This is a genomic window from Synechococcus sp. CBW1108, assembly GCF_015840335.1.
In the GTDB taxonomy this organism is placed as follows: Bacteria; Cyanobacteriota; Cyanobacteriia; order PCC-6307; family Cyanobiaceae; genus Cyanobium_A.
Genome location: NZ_CP060395.1, coordinates 1,210,445 through 1,223,207, shown reverse-complemented (window position 1 = coordinate 1,223,207; position 12,763 = coordinate 1,210,445). Strand labels below are relative to the sequence as shown.

Sequence of the window (12,763 nt, the reverse complement as noted above, 5' to 3'; positions counted from 1 at the left end):
GTATTGACTGTATTTATGGGCGGCTTTTTGGTAAGACTGCATCCAGTAATTATCAGGTTTGCCTTGCTTGAGTGGTCGGTATTCGCTTTCTACTCTTCCATCCTGCTGGTTAAAAACGCGTTCGGGTTGTTTGCGGGGGTATTGGTGTCCTTAAGCCTAGTGGCGGTGCTTGGCCGGTGGCCTTGGCGATTATTGCCCTTGGATCATGTCTTCACCGAGCTCTTGGCGATCTTCCCATTGCTGATGGTGCCGTCTCTGCTGGTAAATGGCGGCTCGCTAGATTATTTTGACTATCCGATTCGGGCTTTATTATATATTCCCTTGATTATTGGGCTTCGTAGTTATGCTGGGCCCAGGGTATTTGAGGATTTCCTGTTTCGTGGCGTGAGCACGGGTGGTTTGTTTGCTGCCATGTTCTCAGCCCATTCTCTTGTTCTAGCTCCTTCAGAGCGAGTTGGCCTGCCGATTACTAATCCAATTGCCTTTGGCCAGATCGCCGCAATCCTTGCCTTACTTGCTTTGGCCGGTATTTGTAGGAATGGCGGTCGGCTTCAAAAAATATATTGTGGTTTTGGTTGCTTGGGTGCAGTCATCGCTGTGTACGCTTCTGGTTCGGCAGGGGCGCTGTTGGGCTTGGTATTTGGCGGTTTGGTACAGCTTGTCTTGCTGGGTCGTTCATCAAAAAACCCAGTGTATACCAAGATTATATTTATATTACTTTTGGTTTCAGCTGCTATTTTGTTGCCGCTTGCAGTTTTCAAATATGGGCAAATTACTAGCGAAACAACAGCCTTTTTTGCTGGAAAAGGCATGGGAGCATCCCAGGGGCAGCGGCTTATAGCGATGCAAATTGCACTCCAAAGCTTTTTCCAGCACCCCCTCCTTGGCATAGGGCCTGGGAACGGCCATCAAGTGATAGCTGCCTACTGCAGTGCAAACCTATGTACAGATCAATTTAAGGGCTGGACGGGCATGCACAACCAGTATCTGGATATTTTGTTGACATCTGGCCTGGTTGGTCTAGCCGGCTGGTTTATATTTTCTATTGGCATTCTTTGGTTGTTTTACATTAGGCTCCGATCTGGTGTGGCCCCTATCATTTCGGGTGCTGGGTTTTCCGTAGTTGTGGCGATGATGATTTCTGCCTTTCCCCAGCCCCTTTATCATCATAATATCTCTGTAATCTCTTTCTTCTTCACCATCACTTTCCTTTGGTTCTTGGCTTATCCTGCGCCCAAAGAGTTGACAAGTCTGGGCGAAAATATTACGAAATAGGCCTATTAGTGCGCCTTGGGCTGGATCAATTTTTGGGTTTGCACCTTCAATGCTGCTAGCTAGCACCAGTGCCTGCGCAGCTCCTCGCCCAGGTAGCCCCAGAGCCGGGGCTGGAGTGGATGGCGCAGGATCGTGCGGAGTGGATGGCGCCAGGGGTGCAGCACCTCATTGGGCTTGGGCCGGCCGTGGAATTTGAGGATGGAGCTGGCCTCCAGCTGGCCCCGCGCCGCCTCGGGATTGCGCCGGGCGAATTTGCGCAGGGCTTTGTAGGAGCTCACCCAGCCTGGGGGCCAGTAGGAGAGGGCGCCGGGAGCATGGTCGCTGAATACCTGATAGATGAAGTTCTGGTCGCCCGGGAAGGCTGCGGCCGCGTAATGGCCCTGCTGCCAGCACTGCCAAACTGCCTGGGTGTGGGCATCGGGACGGCACCAGAGCACCGATGAGTTGAGAATTGGGTAGTTCCAGTCCCGCACGCCGATGACACTGGAACGGCTGGTTCGCCCCAGCTCCACCAGCGGGCCCAGGTTGGAGCGGATCACCAGGGTGCTGTCGAGATACAGAAAGGGATCCTCGCCGGTGAGGCCCCGGTCGAACAGTTTCAGCTTGCCGAAAAAGCCCTTCAGGCCGCCTCCCTGCAGATCCCGTACCTCCAGCTGCTGGTGCTGGCTGCTCGGCCCGTCAAAGCGGGCCGGTTCGGGCCGGTCGGTGTAAACGACGAAGCGATGGGCCTCGCTGACGTTGCGGCCCACCATCGCAGCCAGTCGACTCACCCAGAGGTCTGGGTAGCGCTGGCCGGTTTGGACCGTCACCACCTGGAGGGTGGGGTGCTCAGGCGGCAAGATTCCTGAACCGGGTGAACTGGGGCTCAAATAGCAGTTTCACCGTGCCCACCGGGCCGTTGCGGTGCTTGGTGACGATCACTTCGGTGATGCCGCGATCGGCCGTTTCCGGGTTGTAGTACTCGTCGCGGTAAATCATCAACACCAGGTCGGCGTCTTGCTCGATCGAGCCCGATTCGCGCAGGTCGCTCAGCATGGGCCGCTTGTTGGTGCGCGATTCGACGCCGCGGCTGAGCTGGGAGAGGGCCATCACCGGCACGTTGAGTTCGCGGGCCATGCCCTTGAGGCCCCGGGTGATGCGGCTGAGCTCCTGCACCCGGTTGTCGGGGGTGGAGCCCTCCATCAGCTGCAGGTAGTCGATCACGATCAGGCCCAGCTCCTTGCCGGTTTCGGCCATCAGCCGGCGGCAGAGGGAGCGCATCTCCAGCACGCCGGTATTGGGCTTGTCGTCTAAGAAAAGAGGAAGTTGGCCCAGGCTGTTGATGCCCTGGCCCAGCAGGGGCCATTCCTCCTGCTGCAACCGGCCGGTGCGCAGCCGGCCGCTCTCAATGCCCACCTCCATCGAGAGCAGCCGGTAGGTGAGCTGCTCCTTGCTCATCTCCAGCGAGAACACGCACACCGGCAGGGCGTGGAGCTGGGCCACGTTCTTGGCGATGTTGAGCACGATCGAGGTTTTGCCCATGGCCGGCCGGCCGGCCACGATGATCAGGTCGCTGCGCTGCAGGCCCTGGGTGATGGCATCGAGGTCGTAGAAGTTGCAGGGGATGCCCGCAACGGAGGTGCCGAGTGAGCGGCTCTCGATCTCGTTGAAGGTGCTGGTGAGGATCTCGGCGGTGGGGGTGAGGCCGGTGCTGGGTTTTTCCTGGCTGATGGCGAAGATCTTCTGCTCGGCCTCATCGAGCACCTGCTCCATCGGCTTGCTCTGGTCGAAGCCGAGCCGGATCACCTCGTTGCCGGAGCGGATCAGCTGGCGCCGCAGAAACTTGTCCATCACCAGGCGGGCCACCTGGTCGATCGAGGCGGTGGAGGTGATCCGTTCCACCAGCTCCACCAGCCGCCCCTGGCCGCCAGCCTTCTCGAGGGAGCCGGTGTCGGCCAGCCAGGCGCACATGGCCGTCAGGTCGGTGGGCTTGCCCTGGCTGTGCAGCATCACCGCCGTGCGGTAGATCTCGCGGTGGGCGCCCAGATAAAAGGCCTCCGGTTGCAGCACGTCTGCCACCCGGCCGATGGCGTCAGGATCCAGCAGGATGGCGCCCAGCACCGCCTCTTCCGCCTCCAGGTTTTGGGGTGGAATCGAATCGGGCAGGGCCTCGAAGCTGGCCTCCTCGCGCAGACGCCTCCGCCCGCCTTGCCTGGCCTCTAGCGGTTCGTCTGCTCCGGCCAGGGCCGCGTTCACCATCTAAAAGCAGGCGGAAAATGGGGGATGCACAGGGCTGATCAGGGGGCCGGAGCTCCGCCCGGGGCCATCAGTTTGCACCGGATCCCCGCAATCGCCCACTAGGGGCGAAGGGGACGGCGCTCAGAAGCTCGCCACTTCCAGGTTGATCTCCGCCACCACTTCCGGGTGCAGCTTCACCTGCACCTTGTAGGAGCCGGTGCGGTGGATATCGGGCACCGTGATGTCGCGGCGATCCACCTCTTTCTTGGTGGCAGCTTCGATGGCCTCGGCCACGTCGCCGTTGGTCACGGTGCCGAAGAGCACGTCGTCGCCCCCGGTCTGCTTCTTGACGGTGAAGCGGCCAATGGTGTCAAGGGCGGTGCGGAAGGCCACGGCCTCGGCCTTGAGGGCTGCCTGGCGCTCGGCCTCCTTGGCGCGGCGGGCCTCCACCTGGCGCAGCACGGCGGCGGTGACGGGCACGGCCTTGCCGGTGGGCACGAGGAAATTGCGGGCGTAACCGGGGGCCACTTCCACCAGGTCACCGTCCTTCCCCAGGCTCAGAACGTTTTCGTTGAGGACGACTTGAACGCGCTTGGCCATGGGATCGGACGGGGGAGTTTGGCGGAGAGCCGATTGGTCAGCTTACGCCAGGGAGCGGGCGCCAGGGTTGGCGGCAGCCGGCAGCCGCACCGCGGTGGCTAGGCCCAGGGCGCGCAGCAGGCGGATGTGCTGCCAGGTGAGGTCGATCTGGCGGCCGAAGCCGTGGCGGGCCGAGTGGGGGAAGGCGTGGTGGTTGTTGTGCCAGCCCTCGCCGAAGGTAAGGGCGGCCACCCAGGGGTTGTTGCGGGAGCCATCACCACTGGCGTGGGCCACTTCGCCCCAGAGGTGGGTGGCCGAGTTCACCAGCCAGGTGCAGTGGTAGACCACCACCAGGCGCAGGGGGATTCCCCAGAGCACCAGGGCCCAGCCACCGGCGCCGGTGACACTGCCGATCCAGAACAGCAGGGCTGCTAGGGGCAATTGCAAAAGCAGGAAGTAGTTATTTAGCCAGCGGTAGTAGGGGTCGCTGGCCAGGTCGCCGGTGAGGCGGGGCACCGCCGCCATGGCGGGGATGGCCTCCAGCATCCAGCCCATGTGGCTCCACCAGAAGCCCTTGAGGCTGGTGTGGTGATCCATTTGGGTGTCTGAAAACTTGTGGTGGTGGCGGTGCAGGCCCACCCAGTCGAGGGGGCCGTGCTGGCAGCTCAGCGCTCCGCAGGTGGCGAAGACGCGCTCTAGCCACTTGGGCACCCGGAAGGCGCGGTGGCAGAGCAGGCGGTGGTAGCCGATCGTCACGCCCAGGCAGGCCGTGAGCCAATAGAGCACCAGGAAACTGGCCAGGGCGGGCCCACTCCAGAACTGGGGCAGCAGGGCCACCAGCGCCAGTACATGGATGGCCGCCATGAAGCCGATCGTGCCCCAGCGGGTGCTTTTGGGCCCGGTGGTAGCTGGGGCTTCGCCGTGGCGGGAGTGGTGCAGGGCCTGGGCCCGCGATTGGCCGCTGACTCCCCGGCTGATCGAGGCTGGCCGGCGGGTGGCCAGGCGCTGGCTGGCTGGTTTTGCTGGTGCGGCCATAGGGCCCGGGCTCCGATTGAATGGCTACAATAGTAGCAATACGAATCCGGATCAGGTGGGTTATCGGGAGGAACTCGCATCGGGGAGGGTTGCCTTCGCCCATCTGATCAGGGTCTGGCACGAGCGCAACGGCTGGTCCCACCGGGTGTTGCCGGCCCTGGCAGAGGCCCTGGATCTGGGCCGGATCCACGGCTCCCAGCTCTCCATGCTGCGCAACGGCAAGCTGGCCTCCCCAGGCCCGGAAGTGTTTCTGGCCCTGGGCCGGATCAACCAGCTGCTGGCCGCCGGTGGCCGAGCCGGAGAGCTCGGCGAAGGCCTGCGCCTGCAACTGGTAGACAGCCCCGAGCTGGTGACGACCCTGGAGGCCTCCGCCCTGCCGGTCCAGGATGAGGGGGCTCCGGTGTTGGGTCCTGGCGAGCTGCTGGAGGTGTTTGTTGGCCTGCGTCAGCCGCCTCAGGCCTTCGACCTGCGCATCACCGATGCCGAGGCGGGGCCGTTGAGCGGGGCCCTGGCCCAGCTGCTGACGGCGGGCAGGCCCTGGCGCCTCTGCCGCGACCAGTTGCTGGAGGCCTATCCGGTGGAGAAGCGCCAGCGGCGCCAGCGTTTTGCCGAGGTGATGGCGGGCCAGCGGGATTTTTCGGCGGCAGAGCTAGACAGCGAACTCGCCGATCTGCGCCGCACCCTGGCCCGGCTCGGGGCCACCGGCGAGGGGGAGCTGGAGGCGGATCAGTTCCTCGAGGTGCTGCGCAGGCAGGCTGCCGACCTGGGCCTGAGCGGTGGGGCGGCCGGGGCCCAGTTGGATCTGGCCGCCGCAATCCGCCAGCAGCTGAAGGATCACCGCTAGGGGGATATCGCTAGTGGAACGATTTCCGCTAGTAGAACGATCACCGGTAGCTGGCCTCCCGCACCCGGCTGGCCCAGCCCAGGGAGCGCAGCAGCTTGATGTGCTGCCAGGTGATGTCGAATTCAAACCAGCGCAGGCCGTGGCGCGCCGAATGGGGAAAGGCGTGATGGTTGTTGTGCCAGCCCTCGCCGAAGCTCAGGATCGCCACCCACCAGCAGTTGCGGGATAGGTCGGGGCAGTCGAAGTTGCGGTAGCCACAGAAGTGGGTGGCGGAATTCACCAGCCAGGTGACGTGGTACACGATCACCAGGCGCAGGGGGATCGCCCAGAGCACCAGGCCCAGGCCGCCGCCGTGCACGCCTGCCAGTTCTCCATACCAGAAGAGGGCTGCGCCCAGGGGCAGTTGCAGCAGCAGGAACCAGCGGTCTAGCCAGCGATAGAAGGGGTCGCGCTGCAGGTCGCCGGTGAGCCGCTCCACGTGCTGCAGGGCCGGAATCTCGTGCAGCATCCAGGCGCTGTGGGCCCACCACAGGCCCCGGGCCGCATCGTGGTGGTCGTTGGGCTGGTCGGAATACTTGTGATGGTGGCGGTGCAGCCCCACCCACTCGATCGGGCCGCTCTGGCAGGCCAGGGCCCCCATCAACACCAGGATGCGCTCCAGAGGGCGGGGGGCCGTGAAGCTGCGGTGGGTGACCAGCCGGTGCAATCCCAGGGTGACGCCCAGCACGGTGGTCCAGTAGAGAACGACCAGTACGAGCACGGCCTGCCAGCTCCAGAACCGGGGCAGCAGGGCAAAGACGGCCCCCACGTGCATGGCCAGCATGAAACTGGTGGTGCCGCCCTTGAACTTGCGCTGGCGTGCCGGTAGGGGCTCGCGCCTGGCGGCCAGCGCTGCGCGGATGCGTCGCTCCTCCTGGCTGCTGGGGCTATCAACCCTGAGCAACTCGGGTTGAAGGCCTTTGTTGCTGGCCGGATCTGAACTGAGAACCAACGAACTCTCCCGGTGGTGGATGCCGGGCAGGGCCATGGCAGCGGCGCAAATCTAGCCGTGGCTCGCCCGCCAACATGGGGCCTGCCCAGCCAGATCCCATGACTGATTCAGCCGGCTCAGCGCAAGGGATTGCGGCCCAGCGCATCGGGGCTGCGGTGGCGGCTACGGCCGCCGCAGCCGACCGGCACACCAGCGGGGTGCAATCCCGGATGGAGCGGTTGCTGAATGCATTTGCGGCCGAGCGGGTGGGCGTGCAGCACTTCGCCTCGGTGAGTGGCTACGGCCACGGCGATCAAGGCCGGGAAGTGCTCGATCGGGTGTTCGCCCGGGTGCTGCAAGCGGAGGCGGCAGCGGTGAGGCTCCAGTTCGTCAGTGGTACCCATGCGATTGCGGCGGCACTGTTTGGCGTGCTGCGGCCGGGCGATCGGCTGCTGGCCCTCACCGGCCGCCCCTACGACACCCTGGAGGAGGTGATCGGCATCCGCGGCAGGGGCCAGGGCTCCCTGGCGGAATTCGGCATCGCCTACGCCGAACTGGCGCTCAGCGCCGCCGGCCGGGTGGACCTCCCAGGCCTGGAGGCCGCCCTGGCGGTGCCCACCCGCCTGGTGTTGATCCAGCGCAGCTGCGGCTACAGCTGGCGGCCTTCGCTTTCGGTGGCCGAGATCGGAGATCTCTGCGCCCGGGTGAAGGCGATCCAGCCCGACTGCATCTGTTTTGTCGACAACTGCTACGGCGAGCTGGTGGAAACCCGGGAGCCAACGGCGGTGGGTGCCGACCTGATCGCCGGCTCCCTGATCAAGAACCTCGGCGGCACCATCGCCCCAACCGGCGGCTACGTGGCGGGGCGGGCCGCGCTGGTGGAGCAGGCCTGCTGTCGCCTCACGGCCCCCGGCATCGGTAGTGAAGGGGGCACCAGCTTTGACCTCAATCGCCTGCTATTTCAGGGCCTGTTCCTGGCCCCCCAGATGGTGGCCGAAGCCCTGATCTGCAGCGAGCTGGTGGCCCAGGTGTTCAGTGATCTCGGCTTTGCCGTAAACCCCCTGCCCGGCGCAGAGCGCAGCGATGTGATTCAGGCGGTGCGGCTGGGGGATCCCGAACGGCTCAAAATTGTCTGCCGGGCCTTTCAGGCCGCCTCGCCGGTGGGCGCCTATCTCGATCCGGTGCCGGCGCCGATGCCCGGCTATGCCAGCGAGCTGGTGATGGCGGGCGGCACCTTCATCGACGGCAGCACCAGTGAGTTCTCCGCCGATGCCCCCCTGCGGGAGCCCTATGTGTTGTTCGCCCAGGGCGGCAGCCACCGGGCCCATGCCCGGATCGCCCTGGAGCGGGCTTTGCTGGCGCTGGCCACAGCCGGCCTGGATCGGTCAGAATAGGCAAACTTTCTTATTAGGCGATGGCGCTCACCTTCCCCGGCGATTGCCGCTACGCCGACAGCCACGAGTACGTGCGCCCTGAGGGCGAGCGGCTGCGGCTGGGCCTGAGTTCCTTTGCCGTCGACCAGCTCGGCGACATTGTGTTTGTGGAACTGCCCGAGGTGGGTGCCACGGTCCAGCAGGGGGCCAGCTTCGGCAGTGTGGAATCGGTGAAGGCGGTGGAAGACCTACTGGCGCCCGTGGGCGGGGTGGTGCTGGCCCGCAATGAGGCCGTGCTGGCCAGCCCCGAGGAGCTGCAGCAGGACCCCTATGGCGAGGGCTGGCTACTGCTGCTGCAGCCGGCCGATCCGGCCCAGCTCGAGGGCCTGATGGATGCCCAGGCCTACGGCGCCAAGGTGCAGGGAGCCTGATGGAGACTTCGCCTGCAACCTTTGAGAGCCGTCACATCGGCCCCTCGGCTGAGGACCAGCGCCGCATGCTGGCGGAGGTGGGTGCGGCCAGCCTCGAAGACCTGGCCGCCCAGATAGTGCCGGCCGACATCTTGCTGCCCCCCGGGGAGGCCTTGGTGGGTTTGCCCGAGCCCTGCAGTGAGGCCCAGGCCCTGGCTGAACTGGCAGCTATCGCAGGCCACAACCAGGTGGTGCGCAGCTTGATTGGCCAGGGTTATTACGGCACGGCCACCCCGGCGGTGATCCAGCGTCACGTCTTTGAAAATCCCGCTTGGTATACGGCCTACACCCCCTATCAGGCTGAAATCGCCCAGGGCCGGCTTGAGGCCCTGCTCAATTTCCAGACCCTGATCTGCGAGTTGACCGGGCTGCCGATTGCCAATGCCTCCCTGCTCGATGAGGCCACCGCTGCCGCAGAGGCCATGGCCCTGGCCCGGTCGGTCTGCAAGCGGCCCCAGGCCCTGCGTTTTTTGGTGGATCAGGCCGTCTTCCCCCAAACCCTGGCCGTACTCCAGACCCGCGCCGAGCCTCTGGGCATCGAATTGGAGTTGATCGATGCCCAGGCGCTGGCGGGGTCGGGGCCTGGGGCTGTTGCCCCAACCCTGGCTGGGGACGTTTTTGGGATCTTGTTGCAGCTGCCGGGAGCCGGGGGAGGCCTGTGGGATCCGTCTCCCCTGCTGGCCGCGGCGCGGCTGGCAGGGGTGATCACGGCCGTGGCCATTGATCCGATGGCTCAGGTGTTGCTGGCTCCGGTGGGTGAGCTGGGGGCGGATATTGCCGTGGGCAGTGCCCAACGCTTTGGGGTGCCCATGGGCTTTGGCGGCCCCCATGCCGCGTTTTTTGCCACCACCGCTGCCTTCAAGCGCCAGATCCCCGGGCGTCTGGTGGGCCAATCCCTAGATGCCGAGGGCCGACCTGCGCTGCGCTTGGCCCTGCAAACCCGGGAGCAGCACATCCGCCGCGACAAGGCCACCAGCAATATCTGTACGGCCCAGGTGCTTCTGGCGGTCATGGCCGGCTTCTATGCCGTGCACCACGGTCCGGACGGTTTGACGGCCATTGCCAGCCGCTTGGTGGGGCTGCGATCCGCCTTGGCTGCCGGCCTGGGGGCCCTGGGCCTGGCGCCGGACGGCGAACCAGGTTTTGACACCCTCACCGTGCGCCCCCCCAATCCGGACGCCCTGGTAGCCCGCGCCTTGGCGGCTGGTTTCAATCTCCGCTCGGCCGGTGCGGCTGTGGGTATCAGTCTCGATGAGCTCAGTTCGCTCGAGGAGTTGCAAGCCTTGTTGGCGTCCCTGGCGGAAGGGGCCGACCAGGCTGCCCAGGCCCAGAACGCCTGTGTTGCAGCTCTGGCTCAGGCCAGTGTTGAGCAGGCCTGGTCGGACCTGCCCCGGCGAAGGGCCCCCTGGCTCAGCCAGGCCGTGTTTCACCAATACCGCAGCGAAACCGAACTGCTCCGCTACATCCAGCGCCTGGTCGGCAAAGACCTGTCGCTGATCCACGGGATGATTCCCCTGGGCAGTTGCACCATGAAGCTCAATGCGGCGGCTGAACTGGCGCCCGTGAGTTGGCCAGCCTTTGGCCAGTTGCATCCCTTTGCTCCGCCTTCCCAGACCGCCGGTTACCAACAACTGGCCGCCCAACTCGAGGGCTGGTTGGCAGCGATCACCGGATTTGCAGGCGTGTCGCTCCAACCGAATGCTGGCTCCCAGGGGGAATACGCCGGGCTGCTGGCCATCCGGGCCTGGCATCGCAGTCGCGGCGAAGGCCACCGCAAGGTGTGTTTGATTCCGGTTAGCGCCCATGGCACCAACCCTGCCAGTGCGGTGATGGCGGGCATGCAGGTGGTGCCTGTCGCCTGCCAGGACGACGCCATTGATGAGGTGGATTTGGCCGCCAAGGTCAAGGCCCATGCCGGCGAGCTGGCGGCCTTGATGATCACCTACCCATCCACCCATGGAGTGTTTGAGGCCGATCTGCGCAGGGTCTGCCATTTGGTCCACGACCACGGAGGCCAGGTGTATCTCGACGGCGCCAACCTCAACGCCCAGGTGGGGCTCTGCAAGCCCGGCTCCTATGGGGCTGATGTCTGCCATCTCAACCTGCACAAGACCTTCTGCATCCCCCATGGCGGCGGTGGTCCGGGGGTGGGTCCGATCGCGGTGGCAAGCCACCTGGTGCCCTTCCTGCCAGGCTCGGATGGGGCTGGCGCTGCCCAGGTGTCCGCCGCACCCCTGGGCAGCGCCAGCATCCTGCCGATCAGCTGGATGTACATCCGCATGATGGGAGGAAGCGGCTTGCGCACTGCCAGCCAGGTGGCCTTGCTGGCGGCCAATGTGATTGCCAAGCGCCTGGATCCCCACTTTCCGGTGCTGTTTTGGGGCGCCAATGGGTGGGTGGCCCACGAATGCATTCTCGATCTGCGCCCCCTCAAGCGCAGCATCGGCCTGGAGGTCGATGACCTGGCCAAACGGCTGATGGACTACGGCTTCCATGCCCCAACGGTGAGCTGGCCCGTGGCCGGCACGGTGATGGTGGAGCCCACCGAGAGTGAGTCGCTAGCAGAGCTGGATCGCTTCTGCGCAGCCATGGTGGCGATTCGCCAGGAGGCCGCGGCGATCGAGGCTGCCCAGGCCGACCCCCTCAACAACCCGCTCAAGCGGGCGCCCCACACCCTGGCCGCGGTGACCGCCGACGTCTGGGACCGTCCCTATTCCCGCCAGCAGGCAGCCTTCCCCGCCGGCGAAACCCAGCAGGCCAACAAGTTCTGGCCGGCGGTGGCCAGGATCGACAATGCCTATGGCGACAGGAATCTGGTCTGCTCCTGCCCTTCAGTTGAGGAAATGGCCCAAGTGGTGGCGTAAGGCTGCTCAGGGGGCCTGGTCAGGGGGGCCCAGATGGCGCACACTGGGTTCAATCTGCTTCGCCTGGCAGACGCCAATTTTTTGTTGGGGGACCATGAAGGGCAATGACGGCGGGTCTGAAACCGGGGAGGGCAAAACCCTGAGAGTGGAGGGCACCAATGTGGTGCGCGTGCCCTTTGGGGTGCGCCGTTCCCGGCGCCCCCGACCCAAGCGGCCCGACCACTGGGCCACCCTGGTGCTGCCCTTCCAGAGGCACACCGATCCAACGCCGCCGCCCCAGGCTGCTTGACCAAAACAGCTTGATCAAAACAGCCTGAATAAAGCTCCCTGATTTAGGCGGCGAGCAATTCCGGTTCGCGGTAGGGAATAAAGCTGGCCTTGCGGGCCCCGCAGATCGGGCATCGCCAGGAGTCGGGGATGGCTTCGAAGGCGGTGCCCGGGGCAATTCCGGAATCCGGATCGCCTACGGCTGGGTCGTAGATCATTGAGCACAGCTTGCAGATCCATTTGCCGGCCACGGGAGTGGCTGCTTCCCCTGCCACTCCCTTGCCCTGCAGGGCTTCCAGGGCAATGCCGTAGCGCTCGGCGTGGTGCTGCTCAATTGGGGTGAGCAGGCCGAAGTTTTTGGCGGCTGTGCGGAAGATGCCGGCATGTTGCTCGGATTCTTCCACCTGTTCCTGGAACTCAGCCGCGGCGCCGGAGTCTTGATCGGCGCGGGCCTGGGCGGCGAAATCCGGGTACATGGTGGTGTACTCGTAGGTTTCGCCCTCGATCGCCAGCTCCAGGCAGCGGCTGAGCAGGGCCTGCTTTTGGTCTTCGCTGAGGCTCGCCGGATCGCTGATCACCAGCTCCGGGTGCAGCAGCCGGAAGTGGGCGAAGGCGTGCTCGGTTTCCTGGGCGGCGGTGTCGCGAAACAACTTGGCCAACTCGCTATGGCCAACCTGCTTGGCCACCTCGGCAAAGAACAGGTATTTGCGGTTGGCCATGCTCTCGCCGCCAAAGGCGGCTTCCAGGTTGGCAGCGGTGCTGGGCTTGGCGATGTCCATGGGCTGGGAGGGCAGCTCGACCAATATAGGCTAAGTCGGACTCGGTATGAGTTGGGGGCGTGCGTGGCTGTTGGCGGCGTGCGGGGTAGT

At 64.9% G+C, this 12,763-nt stretch carries 12 protein-coding genes; 6 read left to right on the top strand and 6 right to left on the bottom strand.

Annotated elements, in window-relative coordinates; all coding sequences use genetic code 11:
- Nucleotides 1-15: 15 nt before the first annotated feature.
- On the top strand, nt 16-1,275 hold the full coding sequence (locus H8F27_RS06560) for an O-antigen ligase (RefSeq protein WP_197152389.1): 1,260 nt from the start codon (nt 16-18) through the stop codon (nt 1,273-1,275).
- 59 nt (nt 1,276-1,334) lie between these two features.
- On the opposite strand, the gene H8F27_RS06555 is transcribed toward H8F27_RS06560, so the two are convergent.
- The 4 genes from H8F27_RS06555 to H8F27_RS06540 all read right to left on the bottom strand — a co-directional run bounded on the left by H8F27_RS06555 (nt 1,335) and on the right by H8F27_RS06540 (nt 5,106).
- Nucleotides 1,335-2,114, bottom strand: a complete 780-nt coding sequence (locus H8F27_RS06555) for a hypothetical protein (protein ID WP_197152387.1) — start codon at nt 2,112-2,114, stop codon at nt 1,335-1,337.
- Entirely contained in the window at nt 2,104-3,513 is a 1,410-nt protein-coding gene (gene dnaB / locus H8F27_RS06550) for a replicative DNA helicase (RefSeq protein ID WP_197152385.1), read from the bottom strand. The genes H8F27_RS06555 and dnaB overlap by 11 nt, the downstream gene beginning before the upstream one ends.
- Nucleotides 3,514-3,633: 120 nt before the next feature.
- Nucleotides 3,634-4,092, bottom strand: a complete 459-nt coding sequence (gene rplI, locus H8F27_RS06545; protein ID WP_197152383.1) for a 50S ribosomal protein L9 — start codon at nt 4,090-4,092, stop codon at nt 3,634-3,636.
- 42 nt (nt 4,093-4,134) lie between these two features.
- Complete coding sequence (locus H8F27_RS06540; RefSeq protein ID WP_197152381.1) at nt 4,135-5,106, bottom strand: fatty acid desaturase; 972 nt, start codon at nt 5,104-5,106, stop codon at nt 4,135-4,137.
- A gap of 55 nt (nt 5,107-5,161) precedes the next feature.
- Between H8F27_RS06540 and H8F27_RS06535 the strand changes: the two genes are divergently transcribed.
- Nucleotides 5,162-5,950: a hypothetical protein gene (locus tag H8F27_RS06535; protein ID WP_197152380.1), complete on the top strand. Its 789-nt coding sequence runs from the start codon at nt 5,162-5,164 to the stop codon at nt 5,948-5,950.
- 40 nt (nt 5,951-5,990) lie between these two features.
- Here the strand turns inward: H8F27_RS06535 and H8F27_RS06530 are convergent, their stop codons facing one another.
- Nucleotides 5,991-6,977: a fatty acid desaturase gene (locus H8F27_RS06530; protein WP_197152379.1), complete on the bottom strand. Its 987-nt coding sequence runs from the start codon at nt 6,975-6,977 to the stop codon at nt 5,991-5,993.
- Between the two features lie 62 nt (nt 6,978-7,039).
- Here H8F27_RS06530 and H8F27_RS06525 point away from each other — a divergent pair, with 62 nt between their 5' ends.
- From H8F27_RS06525 to H8F27_RS06510, 4 genes are all read left to right on the top strand, one after another.
- Nucleotides 7,040-8,314 carry a methionine gamma-lyase family protein gene (locus tag H8F27_RS06525; protein ID WP_197152377.1) on the top strand — a complete coding sequence of 425 codons (1,275 nt, stop codon included), beginning with the start codon at nt 7,040-7,042 and terminating at the stop codon, nt 8,312-8,314.
- A gap of 20 nt (nt 8,315-8,334) precedes the next feature.
- Nucleotides 8,335-8,724 (top strand): glycine cleavage system protein GcvH, encoded by a 390-nt coding sequence (gene gcvH, locus H8F27_RS06520; protein WP_197152376.1) that lies wholly within the window; start codon nt 8,335-8,337, stop codon nt 8,722-8,724.
- The gene (gene gcvP / locus H8F27_RS06515) at nt 8,724-11,627 is read left to right on the top strand and encodes an aminomethyl-transferring glycine dehydrogenase (RefSeq protein WP_197152374.1); all 2,904 of its coding nucleotides are present in this window, start codon (nt 8,724-8,726) and stop codon (nt 11,625-11,627) included. The genes gcvH and gcvP overlap by 1 nt, the downstream gene beginning before the upstream one ends.
- Before the next feature lie 94 nt (nt 11,628-11,721).
- Complete coding sequence (locus tag H8F27_RS06510) at nt 11,722-11,916, top strand: hypothetical protein (protein ID WP_197152372.1); 195 nt, start codon at nt 11,722-11,724, stop codon at nt 11,914-11,916.
- A 43-nt stretch (nt 11,917-11,959) separates the two neighbouring features.
- Here H8F27_RS06510 and H8F27_RS18120 read toward each other — a convergent pair whose 3' ends face one another.
- Nucleotides 11,960-12,673 carry a rubrerythrin family protein gene (locus H8F27_RS18120; protein ID WP_197152370.1) on the bottom strand — a complete coding sequence of 238 codons (714 nt, stop codon included), beginning with the start codon at nt 12,671-12,673 and terminating at the stop codon, nt 11,960-11,962.
- Nucleotides 12,674-12,763: the final 90 nt, after the last annotated feature.

What these genes read in the sequence shown, in the direction of transcription:
- H8F27_RS06560 (WP_197152389.1), top strand. Translation starts at nt 16, where the DNA reads ATGGGCGGCTTTTTGGTAAGACTGCATCCAGTAATTATCAGGTTTGCC.
- dnaB (WP_197152385.1), bottom strand. Translation starts at nt 3,513, where the DNA reads ATGGTGAACGCGGCCCTGGCCGGAGCAGACGAACCGCTAGAGGCCAGG.
- rplI (WP_197152383.1), bottom strand. Translation starts at nt 4,092, where the DNA reads ATGGCCAAGCGCGTTCAAGTCGTCCTCAACGAAAACGTTCTGAGCCTG.
- H8F27_RS06540 (WP_197152381.1), bottom strand. Translation starts at nt 5,106, where the DNA reads ATGGCCGCACCAGCAAAACCAGCCAGCCAGCGCCTGGCCACCCGCCGG.
- H8F27_RS06530 (WP_197152379.1), bottom strand. Translation starts at nt 6,977, where the DNA reads ATGGCCCTGCCCGGCATCCACCACCGGGAGAGTTCGTTGGTTCTCAGT.
- H8F27_RS06525 (WP_197152377.1), top strand. Translation starts at nt 7,040, where the DNA reads ATGACTGATTCAGCCGGCTCAGCGCAAGGGATTGCGGCCCAGCGCATC.
- gcvH (WP_197152376.1), top strand. Translation starts at nt 8,335, where the DNA reads ATGGCGCTCACCTTCCCCGGCGATTGCCGCTACGCCGACAGCCACGAG.
- gcvP (WP_197152374.1), top strand. Translation starts at nt 8,724, where the DNA reads ATGGAGACTTCGCCTGCAACCTTTGAGAGCCGTCACATCGGCCCCTCG.
- H8F27_RS06510 (WP_197152372.1), top strand. Translation starts at nt 11,722, where the DNA reads ATGAAGGGCAATGACGGCGGGTCTGAAACCGGGGAGGGCAAAACCCTG.
- H8F27_RS18120 (WP_197152370.1), bottom strand. Translation starts at nt 12,673, where the DNA reads ATGGACATCGCCAAGCCCAGCACCGCTGCCAACCTGGAAGCCGCCTTT.